General features: G+C 66.5%; 21 protein-coding genes and 1 tRNA gene. 9 read left to right on the top strand and 13 right to left on the bottom strand.

The annotated features are described in order from the left end of the window. Positions 1-292: 292 nt before the first annotated feature. Positions 293-1,078: a cell division protein CrgA gene (locus BKA07_RS19680; protein ID WP_167949583.1), complete on the bottom strand. Its 786-nt coding sequence runs from the start codon at positions 1,076-1,078 to the stop codon at positions 293-295. A gap of 381 nt (positions 1,079-1,459) precedes the next feature. On the opposite strand from BKA07_RS19680, the gene BKA07_RS02935 reads away from it, so the two are divergent. From BKA07_RS02935 to BKA07_RS02920, 4 genes are all read left to right on the top strand, one after another. Further along, positions 1,460-2,497 (top strand): class E sortase, encoded by a 1,038-nt coding sequence (locus tag BKA07_RS02935; RefSeq protein WP_167949582.1) that lies wholly within the window; start codon positions 1,460-1,462, stop codon positions 2,495-2,497. Between the two features lie 2 nt (positions 2,498-2,499). Continuing rightward, positions 2,500-2,673 (top strand): hypothetical protein, encoded by a 174-nt coding sequence (locus tag BKA07_RS02930; RefSeq protein ID WP_167949581.1) that lies wholly within the window; start codon positions 2,500-2,502, stop codon positions 2,671-2,673. Next, positions 2,670-3,344 (top strand): anthranilate synthase component II, encoded by a 675-nt coding sequence (locus BKA07_RS02925; protein ID WP_167949580.1) that lies wholly within the window; start codon positions 2,670-2,672, stop codon positions 3,342-3,344. Before BKA07_RS02930 ends, BKA07_RS02925 begins: the two co-directional genes overlap by 4 nt. A gap of 176 nt (positions 3,345-3,520) precedes the next feature. After that, positions 3,521-4,033: a GyrI-like domain-containing protein gene (locus BKA07_RS02920; protein ID WP_167949579.1), complete on the top strand. Its 513-nt coding sequence runs from the start codon at positions 3,521-3,523 to the stop codon at positions 4,031-4,033. A gap of 60 nt (positions 4,034-4,093) precedes the next feature. Here BKA07_RS02920 and pknB read toward each other — a convergent pair whose 3' ends face one another. From pknB to BKA07_RS02885, 7 genes are all read right to left on the bottom strand, one after another. Next, positions 4,094-5,989, bottom strand: a complete 1,896-nt coding sequence (gene pknB, locus BKA07_RS02915) for a Stk1 family PASTA domain-containing Ser/Thr kinase (RefSeq protein WP_167949578.1) — start codon at positions 5,987-5,989, stop codon at positions 4,094-4,096. 83 nt (positions 5,990-6,072) lie between these two features. Further along, a complete protein-coding gene (locus BKA07_RS02910; protein ID WP_167949577.1) occupies positions 6,073-7,899 on the bottom strand; it encodes a protein kinase domain-containing protein in 1,827 nt (608 codons plus the stop codon). Beyond that, a complete protein-coding gene (locus BKA07_RS02905; protein ID WP_167949576.1) occupies positions 7,896-9,365 on the bottom strand; it encodes a peptidoglycan D,D-transpeptidase FtsI family protein in 1,470 nt (489 codons plus the stop codon). Before BKA07_RS02905 ends, BKA07_RS02910 begins: the two co-directional genes overlap by 4 nt. After that, complete coding sequence (locus tag BKA07_RS02900) at positions 9,362-10,942, bottom strand: FtsW/RodA/SpoVE family cell cycle protein (RefSeq protein WP_167949575.1); 1,581 nt, start codon at positions 10,940-10,942, stop codon at positions 9,362-9,364. The genes BKA07_RS02905 and BKA07_RS02900 overlap by 4 nt, the downstream gene beginning before the upstream one ends. Next, a complete protein-coding gene (locus tag BKA07_RS02895; protein WP_342448973.1) occupies positions 10,939-12,336 on the bottom strand; it encodes a PP2C family protein-serine/threonine phosphatase in 1,398 nt (465 codons plus the stop codon). Before BKA07_RS02895 ends, BKA07_RS02900 begins: the two co-directional genes overlap by 4 nt. Before the next feature lie 53 nt (positions 12,337-12,389). Then, on the bottom strand, positions 12,390-12,896 hold the full coding sequence (locus BKA07_RS19675) for an FHA domain-containing protein FhaB/FipA (protein ID WP_167949573.1): 507 nt from the start codon (positions 12,894-12,896) through the stop codon (positions 12,390-12,392). Beyond that, on the bottom strand, positions 12,893-13,747 hold the full coding sequence (locus tag BKA07_RS02885; RefSeq protein WP_167949572.1) for an FHA domain-containing protein: 855 nt from the start codon (positions 13,745-13,747) through the stop codon (positions 12,893-12,895). The genes BKA07_RS19675 and BKA07_RS02885 overlap by 4 nt, the downstream gene beginning before the upstream one ends. A 399-nt stretch (positions 13,748-14,146) precedes the next feature. Between BKA07_RS02885 and BKA07_RS02880 the strand changes: the two genes are divergently transcribed. Then, positions 14,147-14,230 (top strand) — tRNA-Leu (locus BKA07_RS02880). Between the two features lie 102 nt (positions 14,231-14,332). Here BKA07_RS02880 and fni read toward each other — a convergent pair. Genes fni through mvk form a run of 4 tightly spaced genes read right to left on the bottom strand, consistent with a single transcriptional unit; the run spans position 14,333 to position 18,564 of the window. Beyond that, positions 14,333-15,433, bottom strand: coding sequence for a type 2 isopentenyl-diphosphate Delta-isomerase (gene fni / locus BKA07_RS02875; RefSeq protein WP_167949571.1), 1,101 nt, complete (start codon positions 15,431-15,433; stop codon positions 14,333-14,335). Further along, entirely contained in the window at positions 15,423-16,514 is a 1,092-nt protein-coding gene (locus tag BKA07_RS02870) for a phosphomevalonate kinase (protein WP_167949570.1), read from the bottom strand. Before BKA07_RS02870 ends, fni begins: the two co-directional genes overlap by 11 nt. After that, positions 16,511-17,575 (bottom strand): diphosphomevalonate decarboxylase, encoded by a 1,065-nt coding sequence (gene mvaD, locus BKA07_RS02865; protein WP_167949569.1) that lies wholly within the window; start codon positions 17,573-17,575, stop codon positions 16,511-16,513. The genes BKA07_RS02870 and mvaD overlap by 4 nt, the downstream gene beginning before the upstream one ends. Then, the gene (gene mvk / locus BKA07_RS02860) at positions 17,572-18,564 is read right to left on the bottom strand and encodes a mevalonate kinase (protein WP_167949568.1); all 993 of its coding nucleotides are present in this window, start codon (positions 18,562-18,564) and stop codon (positions 17,572-17,574) included. Before mvk ends, mvaD begins: the two co-directional genes overlap by 4 nt. 239 nt (positions 18,565-18,803) lie before the next feature. On the opposite strand from mvk, the gene BKA07_RS02855 reads away from it, so the two are divergent. Together BKA07_RS02855 and BKA07_RS02850 are read left to right on the top strand one after the other, a co-directional pair. Next, positions 18,804-20,603: a bifunctional 3'-5' exonuclease/DNA polymerase gene (locus tag BKA07_RS02855; RefSeq protein WP_167949567.1), complete on the top strand. Its 1,800-nt coding sequence runs from the start codon at positions 18,804-18,806 to the stop codon at positions 20,601-20,603. A gap of 182 nt (positions 20,604-20,785) precedes the next feature. After that, on the top strand, positions 20,786-21,871 hold the full coding sequence (locus tag BKA07_RS02850) for an NAD(P)-dependent alcohol dehydrogenase (RefSeq protein WP_167949566.1): 1,086 nt from the start codon (positions 20,786-20,788) through the stop codon (positions 21,869-21,871). Between the two features lie 82 nt (positions 21,872-21,953). Here BKA07_RS02850 and BKA07_RS02845 read toward each other — a convergent pair whose 3' ends face one another. Beyond that, on the bottom strand, positions 21,954-22,403 hold the full coding sequence (locus tag BKA07_RS02845) for an anthrone oxygenase family protein (RefSeq protein WP_167949565.1): 450 nt from the start codon (positions 22,401-22,403) through the stop codon (positions 21,954-21,956). A gap of 84 nt (positions 22,404-22,487) precedes the next feature. On the opposite strand from BKA07_RS02845, the gene BKA07_RS02840 reads away from it, so the two are divergent. Both BKA07_RS02840 and BKA07_RS02835 read left to right on the top strand, forming a co-directional pair. Further along, entirely contained in the window at positions 22,488-23,111 is a 624-nt protein-coding gene (locus BKA07_RS02840; RefSeq protein ID WP_167949564.1) for a TetR/AcrR family transcriptional regulator, read from the top strand. Positions 23,112-23,206: 95 nt separating this feature from the next. Next, positions 23,207-23,674 carry a VanZ family protein gene (locus tag BKA07_RS02835; RefSeq protein ID WP_209043844.1) on the top strand — a complete coding sequence of 156 codons (468 nt, stop codon included), beginning with the start codon at positions 23,207-23,209 and terminating at the stop codon, positions 23,672-23,674. Positions 23,675-23,790: the final 116 nt, after the last annotated feature.

Genomic DNA, 23,790 nt, shown 5'->3' with positions numbered 1-23,790 from the left:
CCGCAGGTCACAAGCTCAAAATAAGTTATACACAGGCGGCGCTCCCGGCTTGGGTATAACTTCGACCTTGTGGACAGCCGGCAGCCACACCCGGGTTCAGGGGACTGATCGTCGCCAGTGTCGGCTCACGGGCGCGTGAACCGGGCACTGCGCGGGGTTTGTCGTGGATGCTGCGCGTGATACTGCGTACTGCCCGTGAATCGCAGAATGGGGGCTGTACCGAAATTCGAGTGCGCACCCGTGTCTCAGTACAGCCCCCGCACGTCGAGTTCGAGGGACGATGGCCCGGCCGCTACCGCCAGCGTGTGGACATGATCAGGCCCGCGACGAAGAAGGCGAACCCGATGAGGATGTTCCAGTTGCCCCAAGCCTCGACGGGGAATGCTCCCTGGGAGACGTAGAAGGCCACGAGCCAGATCAGGCCGATGAGGAGGAGTCCGATGAGGACCGGCAGGAACCAGCGGGGGTTCGGCTTGATGGTCTGCTGGCCGGACTGCGAGGTGTACGAGGCGGTCTTGCGTCCCTGGGGCCGCTTGGCCGGGTTGCCCGAACGTGAGGTGCGTTTGGCCGAGGATCCCTTGGACGATGCCGCCTTCGCCGAGGAGCCCTTGGCGCTCCCGCCCTTCTTCGCGCCCTTGCCCGACTTGTCGGTCTTGGCCGCTTCTGCGGAGGCGGACTTCCCGGAGCCGACTGAGGTGGTCGAGTCGCCCTCGGAGTCTGCGTCGTCGGCAGCGGGCTCGTGGGAGCTTGTGTCGTCGGCAGCGGGTTCGTCCGAGTTCGTGTCGCCCACATCGGCCTCGGAGATCTCAGAGGATCCTGTCTCCGATTCCTCGGTCGCGGTCTTCCCCGAACCGGCCTTTTCCGAACCTGACTTCTCTGAAGCTGACTTCGCAGCCGTATCGGTCTCGGTATCCGTCCTCTGGGAGTCCTCGGACGTGTCACTGTTCACGTCGTCTGACGTGAGGTCCTCGACTGCCTCGACATCGTCGATCGACTGAGCCTCGGTTTCGACGTCGGCCTTCGACGAGTTGCGAGAAGTGCGCTGGGGGCGCTGGGTCCGTCCGTTGGACTTGGCCACGGGTACTCCTTATACGGCCGACCGTTGCTGAGGCCACCGATTGAATGGGTAGGGACAATCGCAGACCAGTCTACTCGTGACATCCGGCAGTTTTAAAAACTCCAACTACCCTGAGAACGACCGCTTTGGGCAGGTGAATGCGATAAAGTGCAATACGGTGTCCCCGCTTGTCCTTTGGCCAGGCCCCGGATTCGAAACAATAGGCACGGTGCAGCAGTGGTGAATAGGCCCCCCTCGGGTAACGAGTCAGACGCAGGTGCGTCGTCGCGACCCACTATTCGCCCTGCTCAGAGGCAGAACGCCTCGCACTACCCGGCCAATGAACACCACGCCCCACAGGGTGGACACGGCGACTACGAGGTCGGTCCGGCCACAGAACCGATGAGTTCGGCGCCCGAGGCCGGCGCAGGGTCGAACCCGAGCGCGAATTCAGGGACCGATCAACCACTTCCCAGCCGCCGTGAACTTCGCCGCCGAGAAGCCGAGGCCGCTGCCGCCAGCGGTGCCCCGACGGCCGTCTACTCCGATGCTCCGCCCGTGTACTCGGACTCCACACAAGAGCACCCGCAGGTCAACAGCGGTGCGGGCCCCAACCTCGGCGCGCATGCGTCGGCGGCAGCTGCCGGCGGGAGGGGGCACGGCGACGATCCCGGTCGACGGCGGGCGCAGAAGCCGGAACGTCAACCGCTGGGCCCGATCCGCGGCACCATCCGCACCTTCGGCGAACTCTGCATCACGGCCGGAATGATCCTCATCCTGTTCGTGGTCTGGCAGCTGTGGTGGACCGACATCCAGGCCAACCGCGACAACGAGGTGCTGGCCGACAAACTCACCGAGGACTGGTCGAACCAGGATCCCAATCAGCTGCCCGACGACCCCGAAGAACCGGTCGTGGCGGATCCCGTGGAGAAGGACAGTGCCTTCGGCATCTTCTACATTCCGCGCTTCGGCGACGACTACTACCGCACGGTCGCCGAGGGGGTCGATCTCGAACCCGTCCTCAACCGGATGGGCGTGGGCCGGTACCCGAACTCCGCGATGCCCGGCGAGGTCGGCAACTTCTCCGTCGCCGGCCACCGCGTGACCTACGGCAAACCATTCAACCAGATCGCGAAGCTGCGACCGGGTGATGAGATCATCGTCCAGACCAAGGACGGCTTCTACACCTACACGTTCCGCAACTTCGACATCATCCTGCCCGACGCCGTCGAGGTGCTCGCCCCGGTCCCCGACGAACCCGAGTTCAAGGGCAAGGACCGGATACTGACGATGACGGCCTGCAATCCGATGTTCTCGGCCAGAGAGCGCTACGTCGCCTACGCCGAACTCACGGACTGGACCCCGGCCGCGGACGGTGCGCCCGACAACATCAAGGACTCCAAGGCCTACGACAAGGTCAGCAAGAACGGTGGTGCCTGAGAATGTACGGTCTGATCTGGCGGCTGCTTCCGGGCAACTGGTTCGTCAAACTCATCTTCGCCCTCATCCTCATCGCGGCCGTGGTGCTGCTGCTCATGCAGTACGTCTTCCCGGTGGTCGCCCCCTACATGCCCTTCAACAACGCAACCGTGACCGATTCAGGCGGTGGCCAATGACCAAGATCCTCGTCGTCGACAACTACGACAGCTTCGTCTACACGCTCGTGTCCTATGTCCGCGAGCTCGGAGCGCAGACGCACGTCATCCGCAATGACGATATCTCCGCCGAGGCTGTCGTGGCCCTGGCAGCCGACTACGACGGTGTCCTCCTGTCCCCGGGACCGGGAACTCCGGGTGAGTCCGGAGCGTGCTCGAACCTCATCGCCTGGGCCGAGCAGTCCGGCACCCCGGTGTTCGGCGTCTGCCTGGGCCATCAGGCCCTGGGCGAGGTCTTCGGCGCCACCGTGACCCACTCGCCGGTGCTCATGCACGGCAAGACCTCTGTCATCACACACGACGGTCAGGGCATCTTCTTCGGCTGCAAGAACCCGCTGACGGTGACTCGCTACCACTCACTGGCCATCGTCGACGAGACCCTCGACCTCGAGAAGTTCACTGTCACCGCCCGCACCGAGGACGGCGTCGTCATGGCCATCGAACACCGTGAGCATCCGCTGTTCGGGGTCCAGTTCCACCCCGAGTCCGTGCTCACCGAATGCGGTTACCTGATGTTGGGCAACTGGCTCGAGGTCTGCGGAATCGACGGTGCCGCCGCAAAGGCCGCCGAGATGTCTCCGATGGCCTCGGCGATCGCCGGGACGTCCGTTTCCTCCGGTCACCCGGCCTGAACTCCGCTTGAGCCCGGCCTGAAATTCGCCTGGGGCCGGGCGGGGGCTCGTGGATCGGTCCTCCTTGCCTCTTCCGACGTCGGGGCCTGAGACATTAGGATCGTGCCACACAGGCGATCCAGGGCCCGGAGTCTCGCCGAGGTGGCTGCGGGCAGGCGGAAGCGAGAGGGCCACCGATGTCAGAGTCGAGTTTCAACCGCAGCGAACCATTCTCCGAGCTCACCGTGTTCGAGGCGGACGCGATCCCCACAGCCGTTGTGGAGGCGAGGAATGTGCCCGCGCAGGATCTTCCCTCCCTCTTCGACCGGACCTTCACGGGGCTGCTCCCCGCATTGCAGGAGGCGCAGAAGGAAGTCGTGGCTCCGGCATTCGCGCTCTACACGCGCCAGCCCAGCGACACGGTCGACCTGGAAGTCGGACTGCCGCTGACCTCGGGTCTGACTCGGGCCCTGCCCCTGGGCGGGGGCCTCATTGCGATCCCATCACAGCTGCCGGGCGGATCCATCGCCGCACTGACCTATACCGGCGGCTACGACGGCTTGGCTGAGGCGTGGGCGGCATTCCTGAATGCGATCGTCGGTTCCGGGCACCACCCGGGCCTGCCGTTCTTCGAAGTCTATGTGACCGAGCCGCGGCCGGATATGGATCCGGCGGAACTGCGCACGGACCTCTTCCTCACACTGTCCTGAGGATCGGGTCGGCTCCAGGGCGGGCAGCCCCAGGGCGGCCGAGCCACCCGAGACCGCGGCTCAGTCGCGTTCGGAGAAGCCGTCGAACCAGCTGTCTCCGCCGCCGATGGCGTTGTCGTCGTCCCCGCCGTTGTCGTCGCCGTTGTCGCCATTGTTGCCGTTGTCGTCGCTGTTCCCGTCATCACTCGGTGAGGTCGGGACGCCACCGGGGACGGACGGGATGGTGGGCGAGGGCTCCGACGGCTTCTTGGCCACCTTGATCGTGATCTCCGCGCCCTGTTTGATGTCGCTGCCGCCGTTGGTCGACTGTTCGAAGACCTTCTTCTCCTCTTCGTCTGCGGTCTCGACCTCTTCGGTCTTGCACCCGAGCTGGTAGTCGTCGCCCTCGAGGATCTTGCACGCCTCCTTCGCGGACTTGCCGGTCACGTCGGGAACCTCGACCATGCCCGAGGAGACGACGAGATCGACATTGGAGTCGACATCCACCTCGGAGCCGCTGCCCGGCTTGGTCTCGATGACGACGCCCTTCTCCACGTCCGGAGAGTTCTGGGAGATGTGCGTGCCCGCCTGGAGTTTGTCGTCGTTGAGGACCTTGCGGGCGTCCTCCTCGGTCTTGCCGGCGACGTCGGGAACCTTGACGTTCTCGGGTCCGGTGGAGATGACCAGCTTCACGACGCTGTCCTCCTCCACACGCTGCCCGCCGGGAGGATCCGTCTTGATGGCCTTGCCCTCGTCGACGTCCTCGCTGTACGCCTCGTCCCTGTCGACCCTCAGGCCCTGTTTGATGAGAGCGGACTCGGCGTCATCGGCGTCCATATCGGCCACATCCGTGACCTCGACCTGGATGATGTCCGGGGGTTTGTTGATCTCGTAGACCCACAGTGCGATCGCAGCCAGAGCCAGCAGCACGAAGATGCTGCCGATCCAGATCCAGGCGCGCGAACGCCTCGGCGGTGGTGGTTCGTCCTGCTTGGCCATGATCGTCGACACGGCACCCGTCTCGGGGTCCACCTCGGCGTCCTGAGCGTACTGTGGGGGACCCATCATGGCCCCGGCCATCGGGAACGCCTGCGTGCGGTCGACGTCCTCGTCGAAGCTCAGCGGACGGCCGTCGCGGGCCGCGAGCACGTCCTCCCGGAAGATGTAGGCGTCCTGATAGCGCTCATCGCGGTCCTTGAACAGCGCATGCAGCAGGAGCCGGTCGACCTCCGGGGGGATGTTCGGGTTGTAGAAGCTGGGGGCCTGCGGGGTCTCACCCACGTGCTGGTAGGCGACCGCGAGCTGCGAATCTCCGACGAACGGGGGCCTGCCGACGAGGAGTTCGTAGAGCAGGCAGGCCGTCGAGTAGAGGTCGGAGCGGGCATCGACGACCTCGCCTCGGGCCTGTTCGGGCGACAGGTACTGGGCGGTGCCCACCACCGACTGCGTCTGGGTCAGGCCGCTGTTGTCCTTGAGCGCGCGGGCGATGCCGAAGTCCATGACCTTGATGTCACCTTCGGGCGTGAGCATGACGTTGGCGGGCTTGATGTCACGGTGGACGATGCCGTTGCGGTGGGAGTACTCGAGCGGCGCGAGCACCCCGGCGACGACGTTGAGCGCCTCGTCGATGGTGAGGGTGCCGTGTTCGTTGAGGACCTCACGCAGCGTCTGGCCCTCGACGTACTCCATGACGATGAACGGAACGGAGACGGTGGACCCGCCGGTCTCGACGAAGTCCTCCTCGCCCGAGTCGTAGACGGCGACGATGCCCGGATGGTTGAGCCCGGCCGCGGACTGGGCCTCGCGCTTGAGACGAGTGTGGAACGAAGGGTCACGAGCGAGATCGGACCGCAGAAGCTTGATCGCGACGCGCCGACCCAGTCGATTGTCGACGCCCTCGTGCACTTCTGCCATGCCCCCACGGCCGAGGAGCGTACGAACTTCGTACCGCCCCGACAGCACCTTGGGCTCATTCATTCTGGTCCTCCGCTTGGTTCACCCACGTCGTGGGAAAGTACTTCGCATGTCAAGTAGATCTCTGTTCTTCTCAGCGCATGGTGTCACCCGACTACCGAGTCCTCAAAGTTGGACCCGGCGCTGGGATCTCCGCCGCCACCGGTCGGATCCGGTCCGTCGGCGTCCTGATCCGACGAGGCGTTCGAGCTGCTGTCCGTCTCCGAGCTGCTGTCCGAATTCGAGCCCTCGTTGTCAGCATTGCTACCGCTGCCGTCGGTGCTCGTCTCGCTGTCCGATCCGCCGTTCGGATCGTTCGACGAAGTGTCGCCGGAATCGCTGTTCGAACCGTTGTCGGCATCGGCTGTGCCGGTGTCGTTCGAGCCGCTGTTGTCATCACTTGACGAGCCCTGATCACCGTTGTCGGTGCCGGAGCCGTCGTCGGAGGACGACCCGTCGTCACCACCGGTCTCCGTCGGGCTCGGCGTGTTCGTCGGCTCCGGCTCCTCCGTCTCCTCGGCCGGACCGGAGGAGATGTAGAGCGTGACCGTATCGCCCTCTTCGAAGGTGTAGCCGTTCTCGCCCTCGCCCACATCGGCGACCGTGCCCGCAGCGCGGGAGGACTCGATGGACTGGGTGTCGGCAACGAGTCCCTGCTGCTCGAGGTTCTGGGTCGCCGAGGATTCGGTGAGCCCGATGTAGTCGTTCTTGTCGATCTCGACCGTCTTCACCGCCTCCGACGTCGTGGTCTGGCTGGTGCTCGGTGCCGGTTCGGGTTCGGTGTTGCCGCCGCCGAGGAAGAACCACAGCAGTGCGCCGACGGCGATGAGGGCGATGATCGCCAGGATCCAGATGAGGGTGCGGCCCTTCTTCGACTGCTTCTCGTCGAGTGACTTGTCCTCTGCGTTCTCGGCATCGAGTTCGCTGCCATCGCCGGCCCCCGCGGCGCCTGCAGCACCGGCGCCCGGCATGACACGGGTCTGATCGTTCGAAGCCGTGACCGGCATCGCCTTGGTCGTCGGCACGGGCTCAGGGTTGTTGAAGGCCTGCGTGAGCGCCTCGGAGGCGGCACTGCCCAGACGCATCTGAGGCAGGATCTCCTCGGCGCCGGCCACATCGCCGCTCGCCAGAGCATCGGCCGCCCGGGAGACGGCCACCGCATCCGAGGGCCTGCGTTCGGGTTTCTTCTCGAGCAGGCAGTCGACGAGGCGGCGCAGCGGTTCGGAGACCGTGTCCGGCAGCGGCGGATGCTGTTGGTTGACCTGGGCGATGGCGATCGCGACCTGCGAGTCACCGGTGAACGGACGCTGCCCGGCCAGTGCCTCATAGGCGATGATGCCCAGAGCGTAGAGGTCGGAGCCGGAGCCCGAGCCCTTGCCGGTGGCCTGCTCGGGGGCCAGGTACTGGGCGGTGCCCATCACCTGGCCGGTCTTCGTCAGCGGAGCCTGGTCCGTGACGCGGGCGATTCCGAAGTCCGTGATCTTGACCCGGAAGTCCGGGGTCATGAGGATGTTGCCGGGCTTGACGTCGCGGTGGATGACGCCGACCTTGTGAGCGGCACCCAGTGCCTGCGCGGCCTGGGAGACGATGCTCAACGTGTCCGTCTCGGACAGGGGGGCGCTGCGTTCGATGATCGCCGACAGGGCCTCACCGGGGACATACTCCATGACGAGATACGGAGAGCCCTGCTCGTCGCCGTAGTCGAAGACCCCGGCGATTCCCGGGTCGGAGACGCGGCCCATGTTCTGCGCCTCGGCGCGGAACCGGGCGAGGAAGGTGGCGTCGGAGAGGTATTCGTCCTTGAGGATCTTGGCTGCGACCTCGCGGCCGAGCACCGAGTCGACGCCCTTCCAGACCTCGCCCATGCCGCCGACGGCGATCCGGGAGGTGAGCTTGTATCGGTTTCCCAACAGGGTGCCTTCGACGGGTCTCATTCTTCGACCACCGCTTCCATCATGTTCTTGGCGATCGGTCCTGCGACCGTCGCACCATAAGCTTCGTTGCCCGCGTTTCCGCCGTTCTCCACCACGACCGCGACGGCGACCTTCGGGTCGTCGGCAGGGGCGAAGGAGATGAACCAGGCGTGCGGAGCCGCACCGGGCCCGTGCTGCGCGGTGCCGGTCTTCGCGGCGACCTTCGTTCCGTCCATCTTGGCCACCGAGGCGGTGCCGTCCTCGACCACGCCTTCCATCATCGTGGTCAGCTGATCGGCGGTGTCACCGGAGACGGGCCGGGACTTCTCCGTCGGGCGGTTCTCCTTGATGGGTTCGAGGGTGTTCGCGTTGAGCACCCGATCGACGAGCTGCGGTTTCATCATCTTGCCGCCGTTCGCGATGCCCGCCGTCATCATCGCCATCTGCATCGGCGTGGACCTGACCTCGTACTGTCCCAGTGCGGACTGCGCCAGCTGGGGCGGGTTGAGATCGTCGGGGAAGCTGGAGGAGCTGACGTTGAGCGGGATCTCCATCTCCTGTCCGAAGCCGAACTTCTCGGCCTGTTCGCGGATCGCGTCCTGCCCGAGGTCCATGCCGAGTGAGGCGAAGGAGGTGTTGCAGGATTCGGCGAGGGAATCTGCCAGCGAGGGCTGACCGCCGTTGCGGCAGGCGCCCGGATGGGAGTTGCCGATCGTGGAGGTGGTCTGCGGCAGGTCGAGTTCCGCCGGGCCGTTCAGGGTTGAGTCGGGTTTGTAGTCGCCCGATTCCAGTGCGGCCGCGGCCACGAGGACCTTGAAGGTCGACCCCGGTGGGTAGAGGTTGCCGCCGATGGCCCGATTGTAGGCCGGTTTGCCCTCTGCGTCGTTGAGCTTCTCGAAGGCGTTCTGCGCCTCCTGCGGGTCATGGCTGGCGATGGGGTTGGGGTCCCAGCCCGGTGTCGAGGCCATGGCGAGGACCTTGCCCGTCTCCGGGTCGAGGGCGACCGCGGCACCATTCTGGTTGCCCAACCCGTCCCAGGCCGCCTTCTGGACCTCGGGGTCGATGGTGAGCTCCACGGCGGCACCGCGCGGCTGTTCACCGGTGAAAAGGCTGCCGACCTTGTCGTAGAACAGGGCGTCGGAGTCCCCTGAGAGGTAGTCGCCGGAGGCCCGCTCCATGCCCGAGGCTCCGGAGACGATGGAGTAGTACCCGGTCATCGAGGCGTAGGCACGGGGGTTGAGGCCCTCCGAACCGTACTTGCGCTGATACTTGTACTTGTCATCGACGGGTTCGGAGTACGCGATCTTCTTGCCGTCGACGAGGATGGGGCCGCGGTCGCGGGCCAGCTGGTCGAGGATCCGACGGTTGTTGAGCGGATTGTTGTTGAGCGAATCCGCGGTGACGAACTGCACCCAGCTGGTGGAGCCGAACAGGAGCGCGAACATGACGAACCCGACGACGGTGATGTGTGTCAGTGACCTCTTCATCGTTCACCTCCGTTTGTGCCCAGATTGGTTGTGGGGGCCTCATCGGGCCCGGTCGACCCGAGATCGGCGCCGCCGAGGTTGGTCGTCGGTGCGTCGTCACCGGTGGCCCGGTCCGCGCCTGCGCCGTCACCGTTCGCGTAGTCGCGGGCACCCTCGACCCGCTTCGTGTCGTTGCGGCCGCCGGTTCGGGTCCGGTCGTCCGGGTCCTCCGTGATCTTGAGGACGCCGGTGTGGAAGTCCTCGACCGGTCGTCTGGCATTGTCGGAGATGCGCAGGAGCAGAGCGATGATCATCCAGTTCGCTATCAGCGAGGAACCGCCTTGGGCGAGGAACGGTGTGGTCAGGCCGGTCAGCGGGATGAGGCGGGTGACGCCGCCGACGACGACGAAGACCTGCAGGGCGATCGTGAAGCTCAGTCCCGTGGCCAGCAGCGTGCCGAAGCCGTCGCGCAGCTGCTGGGCGGTCTTGATGCCGCGCTGGAAGATGAACAGGTAGCAGAGAAGGATGACGAAGAGCCCGGCCATGCCCAGTTCCTCGCCGAGGCTGGCGTAGATGAAGTCGGATTCCGCATAGGGGACCATATTGGGTCGGCCCTCGCCGAGTCCGGTCCCGGTCAGTCCGCCGTTGGACATGCCGAACAGGCCCTGGACCAGCTGATAGGAACCGCCGGCGGACTTGTTGTACTCCTCGGGGCTGAGCGCATTGAGCCAGCCGGAGACGCGCTGCTGGACGTGGGAGAAGAGGAAGGACGCGGCGAGGGCGCCGGCGGCGAAGAAGCCGAGACCGAGGATGATCCACGAGATCTTGTTCGTCGCGACGTAGAGCATGGCCACGAACAGGCCGAAGAACAGCAGCGAGGTGCCCAGGTCCTTCTCGAAGACGAGGATGCCGACGCTGGCGACCCAGGCGATGACGATGGGTCCGAAGTCCCGCAGACGCGGGAACCGGATGCCGAGGATCTTCGGGCCGGCGAGGACCAGCTGGTCGCGGTAGGAGACGAGGTAGCCGGCGAAGAAGACCGCGAGCAGGATCTTCGCGATCTCACCGGGCTGGAAGGACATCGGACCGACGCCGATCCAGATGCGGGCTCCGTTGACCGTCTTGCCGAGGCCCGGAATGAGCGGGAGCAGGAGGAAGATCAGTGCGGCGAACCCGGAGACGAAGGTGTAGCGGCGCAGCAGCCTGTGGTCGGCGAGGAAGATGATGACGCCGACGGCCAGTGCCACGCCCAGGGTCATCCAGATCAGCTGCGACATTCCGCTGTTCTGGAACTCGTCGGAACCGAGGTCGACGCGGTAGATCATTGCGAGGCCCAGGCCGTTGAGCAGGACCGCGATCGGCACGAGGACGGGGTCGGCGTACTTCGCCTTCCACCACACGATGACGTGGATGATCAGTCCGAGCGCGGCCAGCCAGGCCGCGTACTGGTAGACGTTGGCCGGGATCGTGTCCTCCGCCCCGAGGCCGACGAGGGCATAGGCGCTGGTGGCCACGGCGATGGCGAGGATCAGGAGGCCGAGTTCAGCCAAGCGATAGGGCCGTGGCCGCGCGACTTGGTTGGGATTCTCGGGCGTCACTGTGACTCCTCAGTGATGGCGTCACTGGGATCGACCGCTTCGGAGCTCGGCGGTGACGGCGCGGGATCGCTGGGCTTCGTCGCGTCCTGGACATTGCCCGAGACATTGCCCGAACGCTCGGCCTCCTTGCGCAGGTTCTCGATGATGCGGTCGGCCTCACCCCGGGAGTCGGCCTGGATGGAGCCGCGCAGGCGGTCCTGCGAAAAGCTGTTGAGGGTCCCGACCTCGATGTCGGTGGTGTCCTCGAGACGACTGAGTTCGATGGGCCCCAGCGTCGTGTCGAGGCCGCGGTAGAGCGTGACCTTCCCATCGAGCTCGGTCAGATAGTAGTGGTTGTTCATGTAGTTGTAGGCGAAGAATCCGCCCACGGCGATGGCGATGATGACGATGCCGGCGATGATCCACCCCAGGTAGGATCGTTTTTCGACCTCGTCGTCGTCAGCGTCGAGGTCATCCTCCTTGGTGGCCTCGTCCGTGTCGGACGCTGCCCGGTCGGTGCGCTGGGACGGTGGGACCACCTCGGCGGTGGGCTCCTGCTTGTCGGCGTCGGACACCGCCTGCAGGGGCACGGTGTCGGTGGGGATGTCACCGTCGCCGTAGTGCGGTTCCGCGTCGGTGGGGGCCTCCTCGGCGTCGGTGTTCGCGCCGATCATCGCATATTGGGGGTTGACGTGGACGGAGCCGACGGCGCTGCCCTGAGCGGTCTCGACGGTGCCCTCGAGCACGTCGCCGATGACCACGGTGACGTTGTCCGCGCCGCCCCCGGCCAGGGCCAGGTCGATGAGCTGGCGGCAGCATTCGTCGGGATCGGAGACCTCGGCGAGGACGCGAGCGATGTCGGCGACGTCCGCGAAGCCGGTCAGACCGTCCGAGCACAGCATCCAACGGTCGCCGATGTGGGCTTCGCGCAGGGTGAGGTCGAGATCGGGGGAGGCTCCGACGTCGCCGAGGACCTTCATGACCACGGAACGCTGCGGATGGGTTTCGGCCTCATCGGGGGTGATGCGGCCCTCGTCGACGAGCATCTGGACGAAGGTGTGGTCGTGGGTGACGGTCTGCAACTCCCCGTCGCGCAGCACGTAGCCGCGGGAATCGCCTATGTGGGCCAGTCCGAAGCGGTTGCCCGGTGCCCGCAGGAGAGCGGTGACCGTGGTGCCCATGCCCGCGAGTTCGGGCTGTTCGGCGACGCCGCGGCAGATGCGGTCATTGGCTTCGAGGATCGAGGTGCGCAGGATCTCCAGGGCGTCCTCGCCGCTGGGTTCGCGATCGAGCTCGGCCAGTCGGGACACGGTGATCGCCGAGGCGACGTCGCCTCCTGCGTGACCGCCCATTCCGTCAGCGATGAGCAAGAAGTTCGGACCCGCGTAGCCGGAGTCCTGGTTGTTCTTACGCACCAGCCCGGTGTGAGACCGGGCTGCTGAACGGAGGGTGATCGTACCGTCGGTCGTCACGATTGTGTCTCCAGCGTCGTATGGCCGATGGTGATCTGGGTGCCGATGCGCAGGCTGATCGGCGAATGTATGGGCGAACCGTCGACGATCGTGCCGTTCGTCGAGCCGAGGTCTTCGAGGACCCAGGAGCCGTTGGCCGCCACGATCCGCGCATGGTGGCTGGAGGCGAAGTCGTCGCTGATGACGATCGTGTTGTCAGGCGCGCGTCCGAAGGTCACGGGTGCCCCGGAGAGCGTGACGAAGGTCCCGGCCAGTGGCCCGGCGGTGACGCGGACGGAGCCCGGATGCGCCTGTTGACGGGGCGCTGCCGGCGCGGGTGCGGGTCTGCTCGGTGCAGGCGTCGGCGCCGCCTTGCGGTCGGCCTTGCCGCCTCGGCGCGATTTCCGGGAGCCCTTCTTGGCACCGAAGATGTCCCGTTTGAGGACGCCGGCCACGCCGAAGACGAAGAGCCAGAGGATGATGAAGAAGGCGAACCGGAAGACGGTGACGGTGAACTCGCTCACTGGGCGTCCTGTTCGCTATAGCGGACCTCTGCGTCTCCGGCCAGAAGGACGTCACCGTCGGTCAGGTTCGCCGAGGTGAGCTTGCGTCCGCGCAGAAGGGTGCCGTTGGTCGATCCGAGGTCGGCTGCGACCGCGTGATCGCGTTCGACGGTGATCTCGAAGTGCCGGCGGGAGACGCCGGGGTCGTCGATGACGTAGTCGGAGCTGGAGGAGGAACGGCCGAAGACGTTCGTCCCCTGATGGAGGTCGTAGCTGTGTCCGTGGATGGTCACACTCGCAGTGATCGTGCGGGCTCTGGCCGACGCGGACTGTCGTACGGGCGCCGATGCGGGTCTGCTCGCGGCTGCCGGCTCGGGGGTGCGTCTGGGAGGGACCGGACGGGAACCGGAGTTCGCCTGCCCCTCACCGACGATGTTGTGTGAGCGCGAGACCGGATCGTAGCCGCCGCGGTTGGCGGGCTGTGCCGCAGGTGATCCGTCGGGTCGCTGGGTACTCGATACGACACGGTACATCCCGGTGTCGAGGTCGTCGGCTTCGGCGAATTCGACGGAGACGGGGCCGACGAAGCTGTAGGCCTGCTCGACCGCGTGATCGCCGATGACCTGGCGCAGGTCGGAGCGGAGTTCGTTCTCCAAGTCGGAGAGACGGTCGTAGTCCGTCGGTGACAGCTCGATCATGTAGTGGTTGGCGGTCAGCGTCCGACCGCGTGAGACCACCGCGGCCTTGTTGTCGGCCTCCCGTCGCAGTGAGCCGGCGAGTTCGACCGGTTCCACCTGCGAGCGGAACGCCTTGGCGAAGGCACCATTGACGACATTCTCCAACCCCTTCTCGAAACGATCGAGAATCCCCATGGCACCTCCTCATCCAGGTGTCGTACGTGTGACGAACCGTTCGCCACCAGCTCGGACCGAGTGTCCGAACGGGTCTGTCCCGGTGAATCCGATCCCGGAGAAGGACACCGAGGTGGAGACACCAACACCCAATCCTAACGCGGTGAAGCTCTCAACTCACGTCACCGCCCATTTCGGGACCGAGCTCTGCCCGGATTCCCGGTGGCCGTCCAGCTTGAGAGGCGGTGCTGAGTACTGCTTGAGCCTCTGACGAGCGCTGATGTCATGGCGATTGTGCGGCGCGTCACGAGCCGTGTGCGAAGTTCGATGGTGTGAATGTGAACGTCGACACGTTTCGGGCGTTTCCTCCGATCCGAGTTTCATGATTGCCCGCCTCGATGCTAGAGTTTTCTCTTGTTCGCGCGAGTGGCGGAATTGGTAGACGCGCTGGCTTCAGGTGCCAGTGATCGCAAGGTCGTGGGGGTTCAAGTCCCCCCTCGCGCACAGTGGACGACAGCCCTTCACCGGGGCCCTTCGGGGCCGAGGTGGAGGGCTGTTTCGTGTCCGATGCCGGAATGCGGTTCTCAGAGTGTCGGAAAGCGGAGCTCAGGGTGCCGGAAAACGGTTCTGCGAGCGGCGAGACAGCGCCTCGACATCGATTCCACGCAGACGGCAGAACTCCCCGAGACGGCCGCGTGTGAGCAGATCCGTGCGGGTCAGGTCGTCGGCGCGTTCGGCTCCGAGCAGAGCGAACAGTGCCCGCGTCTGAGCCTGCCACGTGTTCACGACCTCGACGAGCCCCTCGGCGCCGCCATCGATCACCGCCTGGAGGAACGTCCCGGCGACCCCGACGGCTCTGGCTCCGCAGGCGAGTGCCTTGACGACGTCGTAGGGGTGACGCACACCGCCCGAGGCGAGAAGCACAGGGGAGCGCGCAGGTGCGTCGAGCAGGCAGGCCAGTGCCGACTGCCCGAACCCCGAGAGCATCGAGAAGTCGCTGCCCGTGCTGCGGGCGTTCTCGATGCGCAGGAAATCGGTGCCACCGGCGCCGCTGACATCGGCCAGTCGCACGCCGATCGACTCCAGGAGCTCCAGGGTGGGCCTGCTCAGCCCGAACCCGACCTCCTTGACGACGACGGGCACGGGGCATGCCTCGACGATGCGTTCGAGTCCGTGCGCCCATTCGGAGAAATCGCGGGTGCCCTCGGGCATTGCGGTCTCCTGCACCGGGTTGAGGTGGATCTGGAGAGCGTCGGCGTTGAGGAGCCCGACCGCTCGCCTGGCATCCTCTGGGCCGCGTCCGGCGCCGAGGTTGGCCATGACGAATCCATTCGGATTCTCCTCGCGGATCACGGTGAATCCCTGTGCGGCGATCGGATCCTCGAGCGCCACGCTCATCGAGCCGCAGGCCATCGGCATCCCGGTTTCGGCGGCCGCGATCGCGAGGTCACGGTTGATCCGGGCCGTGGTCTCGGTGCCCCCGGTCATGCCATTGACGTAGAAGGGGGTCGGCCAGGTCCAATCGCCGACGGTCACCGACAGGTCGACCCGTTCGGGATTCGTCCCGGCCAGGGCATGGTGGACGAACTCGAGGTCGTCGTAGTCGGTGCGCGGCGGGGCGTCGCCGCGCTGCTCCGATGCCAGGCGCACATGGTCATCCTTGCGTCCTGGGCGGGAGGAGCCGTTGTCCGGTGTCTCAGAATTCATCGATGCCGCCTTCTGCTCGGTGTGGGGAGAGGCTGAGGCGCTGGATGCCGTGGCGCTCCCATTCGCGGAGGATGTCGATTGTCGGCAGGCTTGCGTCGGAGAGGGCGATGCCGCAGTCGCCGCCGCCGGCGCCCGAGGGCTTGGCCGCGGCACCGTAGGTCTCGGCGATATCGCACAGCAAGCGCAGCTGATCGGTTTCGATCCGACTGCCCGAGGACTCGCCGAGTCGCTGGAGCAGTCGGCGTGTCTGCCGGATGTTCTCGAGGGCGACGGCCGCGTCGTCCTGATCGAAGGCGTCGACGAGAGCATCGACGCAGGCGCGGCTCTCGGACGTGAACGATTCGAACGGGAGGGGCTTCTCATCGCCGGGGGTGTGCACGCGTTTGACGAGGTGCTCCGTCGAAGCCGGGGAACCGGTCCAGCCGACGAGCAGGCGCAGGGATTCGGGTGGGATGATGCGGGTGGCCCCGGACCCTGCCCATTCGCTGCAATGCAGCGCCGAGGCGACTCCGTGGACTTCGCGGTGAAGCTTCAGAGCCGCCCGGTCCGGTGAGGAATAGCGGATCCACCCGCCGAAGGTGCTCGCTGCGAGATCCCCGCCCGATGCGTTGGGGGCGATGGCGATCGTCGCGAGCAGGGCGAGCTTGTAGCGTTCTGTGCGGGTCAGTCCCAGGGCGTAGAACTCGTCGAGGGCTGCGATTGTGGCCACCGTCACCGCGCCCGAGGAGCCGAGACCGAACTTCCGGCCGCTGGCGTCATCGAGTTCGCTGGAGATGTCGAGGTCGAAGTAGCGCGGGGGCGCGCCGAAGCTGGAGCGCAGCTCTTCGACGATGGAGATCGCTGAGAGCACATAATCGGCCGGTCGGTGTTCGAGGACGATGTTCTCGCCGTTCTCGTCGCGGACCCAGACCAGCGGGGCCTGGCCGTATTCGCTCGAGTGAACGCGACCTGCATCCTGGCTTTCCGTGAGCCGCACCGTGATGCAGCGGTCGACTGCGACGAGCACGGCGGGTTGGCCGGGTTCGACGACGGCGTATTCTCCGGCGACGAAGAGTTTGCCGGGAGCACGTTTCTCGATCATTGCCTCCCCTCCTTCGATCCCGGGGCCTCTGTGCCCTCGGATATCTCTGCACCTTCGGGTCCCTCTGAACCCTCGGGTACCTCGGCGCCCGAGGGTACCTCTGAGCCTTCGGGCAGCAGCTGAGCTCCAGGGCCCGGACCGACGATGCGGATGTCGCCGAGTCCCTCGAGCGCCCGTGCGACGGCCTCGGTGTTCTCGGGCCTGACGAGGACCACGACATTGGGTCCTGCGTCCGCTGTGGAATAGGCCTCGAGTCCGTTCTCGCGCAGCTTCTCGACCGCGTCGAAGATGGCCACGCTCTGCGGACGGAGGAACCGGATCGGCGGGGTCGTCGACTGGATGAGGGCATGCATCCGCAGTGCGTGCGACTCCGTGATCTCACCGATCCTCGTGAAGTCGCCTTCGCTGCAGGCGTCGATCATTGCCGACAGGCTCGTTTCGGTCGAAGCCACCCAGGCATCGTAGAAGGGTGAGGTGGCGGCGGTGAGACGCATGGCGCTGCGGCTCGATATCGGCTTGCGTCCGCGATCGACGGTGAGAACCACCATCCGCATGTCGGGTGCGCTGACGGGCTCGGCGAACGAGGTCTCATCGTCGCCCGCATGCCAGACGGACACACCGGGCAGCACCGAACGGCAGGCCGAGCCCGAGCCGAGTCGGGCGAGGCGGCTGAGATCGCGGGTGTCGAGGTCGAGTTCGAAGGCGGCAGCGGCCGCGGTCGCGAGGGCGGCGAAGCCGGATGCGGACGAGGCCAGGCCCGCTCCGGTGGGCACCGAGTTGCGCGAGGCCACCATGACCTTCTGCTCGGAGCCGGCCAGTGCCCGGACGTGGTCGAGGAACGCGGCGATGCGTCGTGTCGCCTCCTCGTCGGCGGGTTGACCGTCGAGTTCAAGGGTGTCGGCAACACCGTCAGGTGTCGGTATGACCGTGGTCGTCGTCTCGAAGGCGTCGAGCGTCATGGACAGGCTGCCTGCCGCTGGGAGAATTCGAGCCTCGTCGCGTTTGCCCCAGTATTTGATGAGCGCGATGTTCGGGTACGCGCGAGCGGTTGTCGTTCTCATGTCGTGGAAATCTCCGTTGTCCAGGTGCGTGGGGCTCCGGCGATGCGCAGCGCAAGCGCCAAGTGTTCGGCCTGTTCATCCGAGTCGGCGAGGGCGAGGATACAGCCTCCCAGACCGCCGCCCGTGAGCTTGGCTCCGTACGCTCCGGAGGCGAGTGCCGCTTCGACGAGCGCATCGAGGGCCGGGGTGCTGACTGCGATGCTCGCCAGGACCCGGTGGGCATCGGACATCCGCGAACCGAGAGCGGCGAGGTCACCGGATCGTACATCGTCGACCGCGTGCTCTGTGAGCTCTGCGAGTCGGGAGATCGCAGCCCTGACGGTCGTCGGTTGGGCGGCGCGCAGTGCGTGGACGCCGGCGACCGCCTCGGCGGTGGAGCCATGATGGCCGGAGTCCGCGACCACGAAGATCAGCCGCCGGCCGACGTTGATCGCGGTGGCACGACCGTCCCGGAAGCGGATGGGCAGCTGTGCTGCAACGGCGCGGGCGTCGATGCCGCTGGGTCGGCCGTGTGCAACGGACTCCGCTTTCGTCACGATGGTGTGGAGCGTGTCGTCATCGAACACCACGTCGCGGAGATCAGCCGCGGCCCGTGCGACTGCGGTGGCGACCGCGGCGCTCGAACCGAGGCCACGACTGTGCGGAATCGAACTGCGGATGCGCAGCTGCACCTCGGCGTCGGCATCTCCCGTTGCCTCGAGGGCCGCGCGCAGTCCTGTGACCACGGGGCTCATCGGCTGTGGTGCCGCTTGGACGGTTCCGGCGAACAGCTGGCTTTCGATGCGCGTCTCGCGCCCTGGGGTGAGGCGGAGATCGGCCTGCGCCCCGAGCCCGTGCAGAGGCACGGCGAGGGCGGGGGCACCGTAGACCACGGCGTGTTCACCGAAGAGGATCGCCTTCGCATGAGCGTGGCCCTGCGCGGCAGTTCGCGGGACAGCGCCTCGAGCACTCAAGGCAGCTGCCGGGTCGGGTGGAGAGTCGTTGTGCATGCAGTGCGGCTCAGTGGGTGCCGTCGGGAACGTGCCTGATCGCTGCTGCGCAGCGGGCGCGGTTCTGTGGTGCAGTCATGATGACTCCATCATATGCCGTCCTCCGGTTCCACTCACCGGCGGCGAGTGAGTCAGGGCGTTCGTCGGCCGTCGATTCGATCCGCGAGGAACGCTCCCCTGGCCACGGTGCCGACGATCTCGGGCGGCGGTTCAGATGCACTTCGCAGTACTGTGGAGGCATGACCACCCCACCCGCCGGCTCCCATGAATGGTGTGTGATCGGTCGTACCCCCGACGACAGCCTCGGTGGTGTGCGCGGAATGGGTTCCATGCTCGCCGTCGTGGACCTCGACGGCGATCGAGTGCGGATCGGCAGCCACCGCCTCGGCGCGGACGAGCTGCCGGACTTCGTCCGTGAGCGCGAGTCACAAGGACGGCCGAGGTGGGTCTTCAGTGATGCCCCGAACTGGTGCCCCGCCCTGCTGAGCGCCGGTGTGCGGATCGAGCGCTGCCATGACCTGCGGCTGAGTCATGCGATCCTCATGCGCTCGGAGTCCGTGAGGGATGGTGGTGCCGTGGCCGCTGCCGAGGAGTGGGACGCGGACCCGGTCAGTGCGCCGGCCGCTCCCGAGGCCGAGGCACTCTTCGACGTCACCGAGCGCCGCAGCCGCATCAAGCAGGTCCCGCACGACATCGATTCCGCCCTCGCCGAGTTCGACCGGCAATCGGCTGCACTCGCGAGCGCAGCCGATCCGGGACGGCTGCGTCTGCTCCTGGCCGCGGAGTCCGCGGGCGGTCTCGTGGCCGCGGAGATGCAGGCGGCCGGGGTGCCCTGGGACGTCGAGGAGCACGACCGGATCCTCGCTGAGGAGCTCGGTCCTCGCCCGGCAGGGGACGCGAAGCCGGAGAAGATGCTCGCCGTGGCCGAACAGGTCCGCACCGCCCTCGATGATCCGCGGGCGAACCTCGACTCCCACGTCAAACTCCTCCACTCCCTCCACGCCGCTGGCATCAATGTCGCCTCGACCTCGAAATGGGAGCTGCAGGAGAGCGAGCATCCCGCCATCGCGCCCCTGCTGGAATACAAGAAGCAGGCTCGGCTGCTGTCCGCCAATGGCTGGGCCTGGCTCGACGAATGGGTCGACGAGGGTCGATACCGTCCCGTCTACGTTCCCGGGGGAGTCGTCACCGGGCGCTGGGCGGCCAGCGGCGGCGGTGCTCTCCAGATACCCCGACAGCTGCGCCCGGCCCTGCGCGCGGACCCCGGCTGGCGGCTGGTCTCGGCCGATGTCGCCCAGCTCGAGCCGCGGGCGCTGGCCGCCATGGCCGGGGACCGCGCCATGGCGGAGGCCGGACGGGGCCGCGACCTCTACTCGGGACTCGTCGACGAGGGCATCGTCGCGACCAGGCAGGAGGCGAAGATCGCCGTCCTCGGCGCGATGTATGGGTCCACGACCGGTGACAGCGGGCGGCTCGTGCCCCGTCTGCGCGCGAGTTTCCCCGCCGCGATGTCCTTGGTCGATTCCGCCGCCGAGGTGGGCTCGAACGGAGGTGTCGTGTCCACCTGGCTCGGTCGCACATCTCCGGTGCCCGGCGAGGGGTGGAGCCGGGTGCAGAGGGCGGCGAACCGGTTCGACGCCACCTCGGCCGACGAGAACCGTGCCCGTCGCGCAGCCGGTGACCAGGGGAGATTCACCCGCAACTTCGTCGTCCAGGGAACCGCGGCCGAATGGGCGCTCGCCTGGCTGGCCGATCTCAGACTGCGACTGGCACGGCTGCCGGCGGTCGATCTTCCGACGGTCGAGGGGGAACCGGGAACCACCTCGGCGACAGCCTCCGGGCCGGTGTTCTCGCGGCAGGCCCACCTCGTGTTCTTCCTGCATGACGAGGTCATCGTGCACTCCCCGGCACAGCACGCCGAGGCCGCGGCGGCCGCGATCAGGGAAGCGGCCGCCTCGGCGGGCAAGCTCCTGTTCGGCAACGCACCCGTGGACTTCCCACTCGAGCTCACGATCTCCGAGCGTGCCGAGAAGGACTAGCGCGGTGCGAAGGAACCGTGCGCGGCCAAGGACGATCACGTGGGGCGGAGATCACGGTTGACGTGGGAATATGCGATCCATCAGCGGTGCTGCATTTGAGGTGTCTCCGGTTCCGTTCGGAGCCGTCGAGGCACTCGGAGTCGCCACAGCGCCCGGAATCGCAAGACCACAGAGGAGATCTCATGACTTTCACCGTCAAGGCACTGCAGAAGACCGGCCCCGACCGGCCCTTCCGCGTCGCGAACATCGAGCGCCGCGACCCCAGGGCCGATGACGTCGTCATCGACATCAGGGCGGCCGGAATCTGCCACAGCGACATCCACACCATCCGCAACGAATGGGGCGAGGCGAACTTCCCCCTGACCGTCGGCCACGAGATCGCCGGCGTCGTCGAAGCCGTCGGCAGCGAGGTCACCGACTGGAAGGTCGGCGATCGCGTGGGCGTGGGCTGCATGGTCAACTCCTGCGGAGAGTGCGAGGAGTGCCGGGCCGGCCAGGAGCAGAACTGTCTGAACGGCAACGTCGGCACCTACAACGTCACCGACGTCGACGGCACCATCACCCAGGGCGGCTATTCCGAGAAGGTCGTCGTCAACGAGGGCTTCGTCTGCCGAATCCCCGATGCCCTCGACTTCGACGTCGCAGCCCCGCTGCTGTGCGCCGGAATCACCACCTACGCACCGCTCAATCGCTGGGGAGTCGGCGAGACCAAGGACGGCGCCCCGAAGAAGGTCGCCGTGCTGGGACTCGGCGGACTCGGCCACATGGGCGTCCAGATCGCCGTCGCCATGGGTGCGGACGTCACCGTCCTCTCCCGCACCCTGAATAAGGAGAAGGCGGCCCTCGAACTCGGTGCGAAGCAGATGCTCGCGACGACAGAGGAGGACTTCTTCCGCGAGCACCGCGGAGAGTTCGACCTCCTCCTCAACACGATCAGCGCCGACATTCCGGTCGACAAGTACCTGAGTCTGCTCAAGCCGCGTGGTGTCATGACCGTCGTCGGCATGCCCCCGGAGAAGCAGCAGCTGTCCTTCGCCTCCGTGATCGGCGGTTCCAAGGTGCTGGCCGGATCGATGATCGGCGGCATCGCCGAGACCCAGGAGATGCTCGACTTCTGCGCGAAGCACGACATCGCGGCAAAGATCGAGACCGTCGGCATCGACGAAGCGGACGCGACATACGACCGCGTCGTCGCCGGGGACGTGTACTTCCGTGCCGTCATCGACACCTCGACCTTCTCAGACGCCGAGGTGGCCGCGACCGTCTGAGACCCACCGTCTGCTGTGCTCAGGGCACCGTTTCCTGTGCTCAGAACATCGCCTGCCGTGTTCAGAGCATCGCTTCCTGTGCTCAGAGCACGGCGGTGGCGACCGCAATGAGCACGAACGCCGCGACGATGATCGCCACGCGGACGTAGTGCCATCTGTCCCAGCGCCGGTACTGTTCGCGCCAATCCTCCGGGTGGTCCTCCGCGGTCCACGACAGCGAGCGGTTGTTGATCGGGACCAGCAGCAGGATCGACATGATCACGCTGATGGCGAGCAGCCCCGCGGCGATGAGCGCCAGGGTGGTGGTCAAGCCCCACGTGAGCACGGCCAGGCCGACGGTGAGAACGAGCGAGCCGATGTACCAGAACGGCATCGTGCGTCCGAGCATGCGTCCGCCGTCGGTGCGGGCGGCCAGAGAGGCCGCGACCGGCAGGCGGTGCGTGATCGGGTTGATGACGAAGGCGACCGCGAATTCGACTCCGACCATGAGGCCGACGACTGTCGTGGTGATGACGGCGAGAACGGGTTCCATGGGAGATCCTCTCGATCTAGCAACGATAGGATTTCTAGCAGTGATAGAGTATGTCCGGGGACGGCGAAGCGCAAGGGGAGTCGCATGGCGGATCAGGCGGACCGGCGGGCACGGGCGAGTCGGCCCGTGCAGGCGGAGCAGTCGGTACACCCTGCGCGGACGAAGCGGCAGGAGCGCAATGACGAGCGGCGATTGAAGATCCTCGACGCTGCCCGTGAGCGCGCCGACAGCAATGGGTGGGCGTCGGTGACAACCCGGCATCTCGCCGATGCCATCGGATATTCGCAGCCGGTGCTCTACGGTCACTTTCCCGGGGGCAAGGCGGAGATCATGCTGGCGATCGCGCTTGCAGGCTTCACCGACCTCGCGCAGCGATGCCGATCCGCAGCCGGCGGCAAGACGGGCAAGCAGGCGATAGCGGCCGTGGCGAACTCGTATCTCGAATTCGCCAATGCCCATCCCGCGGTCTACGAGGCGATGTTCCGCCAGCCGTTCGATGCTCGCTTTGCGGAGGAGGGCAACGAGCCAGAGCTGCGCGCCGGCTTCGACGCGCTGGCCGACGTCATCGGCGATCCCGCGAGCACGGAGGTGTTCTGGGGCGCCCTGCACGGGATCGGACTGCTCGAGAGTGCAGGATGGATGCGTCGGGAGCACCGCGACCAGCGGGTCGAGGAGCTCAGCGCCCGATTCGCGACCAAGGTCGACTGAGCCGAGCCGACTGAGCCGGAAGCTGGGTTCATTGACGGAGGCCCGGTCGCCGGTCATTGACCGGGTCTCAAGGGTTCGGCGGTAAAGTCTGCCCCATGACGGGTCATCGGCAGCGCGTGGGCAACGTCCCCTTGGTGCTGCTGATCTTCTATACCCTGTTCATCGCGTTCATGACGCTCACGCCGCAGCAGCTCGACACCAGTCCCGAAGGTCCCATCGGCAGAGTGCTCGATTTCTTCGCCTCCCACCGGTTGACCGAGTGGCTGACCTACGGGCGGGTCGAGAAACTGGCCAATGTCGCCATGTTCGTTCCCTTCGGCTTCCTGCTCGCGTTCCACCTGGGGCGCAGGCGCTGGTGGATCGGATGGGCGGTCGGCGCCGCTTTCACCTGCGTGATCGAGGGAACTCAGGCCACTCTGCTCTCTCCGACGCGCTACGCCACCGTCAGCGACCTGATCACCAACACGCTCGGCGCGGGAATCGGTGCCGTCCTCGCCCTGGTCCTGATGGTTCTGCTTCCTCCGCGAGAGGGGCCCGAGTCCACCGACCGCGTCGTGAGATAGGCGTGGTTCGGGGCAGTTCTGTCGATGGGAAGCGTGTCGACGGGGGTCGGGCCGTCGCTGTCGACGGGCCGTTGTCGCCAACGGGGCTCGGGTCGGTTCTGCCAACGGGTCGGCCC

It is taken from the genome of Brevibacterium marinum (assembly GCF_011927955.1).
GTDB lineage: Bacteria > Actinomycetota > Actinomycetes > Actinomycetales > Brevibacteriaceae > Brevibacterium > Brevibacterium marinum.
The sequence above is the reverse complement of the archived record's forward strand: the minus strand, read 5'-3'. Positions and strand labels throughout refer to the sequence as shown.

What these genes read in the sequence shown, in the direction of transcription:
- pknB (WP_167949578.1), bottom strand. Translation starts at nt 5,989, where the DNA reads ATGAATGAGCCCAAGGTGCTGTCGGGGCGGTACGAAGTTCGTACGCTC.
- BKA07_RS02905 (WP_167949576.1), bottom strand. Translation starts at nt 9,365, where the DNA reads ATGAAGAGGTCACTGACACACATCACCGTCGTCGGGTTCGTCATGTTC.
- mvk (WP_167949568.1), bottom strand. Translation starts at nt 18,564, where the DNA reads ATGCACAACGACTCTCCACCCGACCCGGCAGCTGCCTTGAGTGCTCGA.
- fni (WP_167949571.1), bottom strand. Translation starts at nt 15,433, where the DNA reads ATGAATTCTGAGACACCGGACAACGGCTCCTCCCGCCCAGGACGCAAG.
- BKA07_RS02885 (WP_167949572.1), bottom strand. Translation starts at nt 13,747, where the DNA reads ATGGGGATTCTCGATCGTTTCGAGAAGGGGTTGGAGAATGTCGTCAAT.
- BKA07_RS02845 (WP_167949565.1), bottom strand. Translation starts at nt 22,403, where the DNA reads ATGGAACCCGTTCTCGCCGTCATCACCACGACAGTCGTCGGCCTCATG.
- BKA07_RS02920 (WP_167949579.1), top strand. Translation starts at nt 3,521, where the DNA reads ATGTCAGAGTCGAGTTTCAACCGCAGCGAACCATTCTCCGAGCTCACC.
- BKA07_RS02850 (WP_167949566.1), top strand. Translation starts at nt 20,786, where the DNA reads ATGACTTTCACCGTCAAGGCACTGCAGAAGACCGGCCCCGACCGGCCC.
- BKA07_RS02925 (WP_167949580.1), top strand. Translation starts at nt 2,670, where the DNA reads ATGACCAAGATCCTCGTCGTCGACAACTACGACAGCTTCGTCTACACG.
- BKA07_RS02840 (WP_167949564.1), top strand. Translation starts at nt 22,488, where the DNA reads ATGGCGGATCAGGCGGACCGGCGGGCACGGGCGAGTCGGCCCGTGCAG.
- BKA07_RS02870 (WP_167949570.1), bottom strand. Translation starts at nt 16,514, where the DNA reads ATGATCGAGAAACGTGCTCCCGGCAAACTCTTCGTCGCCGGAGAATAC.
- BKA07_RS02835 (WP_209043844.1), top strand. Translation starts at nt 23,207, where the DNA reads ATGACGGGTCATCGGCAGCGCGTGGGCAACGTCCCCTTGGTGCTGCTG.
- BKA07_RS02855 (WP_167949567.1), top strand. Translation starts at nt 18,804, where the DNA reads ATGACCACCCCACCCGCCGGCTCCCATGAATGGTGTGTGATCGGTCGT.
- BKA07_RS02935 (WP_167949582.1), top strand. Translation starts at nt 1,460, where the DNA reads ATGAGTTCGGCGCCCGAGGCCGGCGCAGGGTCGAACCCGAGCGCGAAT.
- BKA07_RS02910 (WP_167949577.1), bottom strand. Translation starts at nt 7,899, where the DNA reads ATGAGACCCGTCGAAGGCACCCTGTTGGGAAACCGATACAAGCTCACC.
- BKA07_RS02930 (WP_167949581.1), top strand. Translation starts at nt 2,500, where the DNA reads ATGTACGGTCTGATCTGGCGGCTGCTTCCGGGCAACTGGTTCGTCAAA.
- mvaD (WP_167949569.1), bottom strand. Translation starts at nt 17,575, where the DNA reads ATGAGAACGACAACCGCTCGCGCGTACCCGAACATCGCGCTCATCAAA.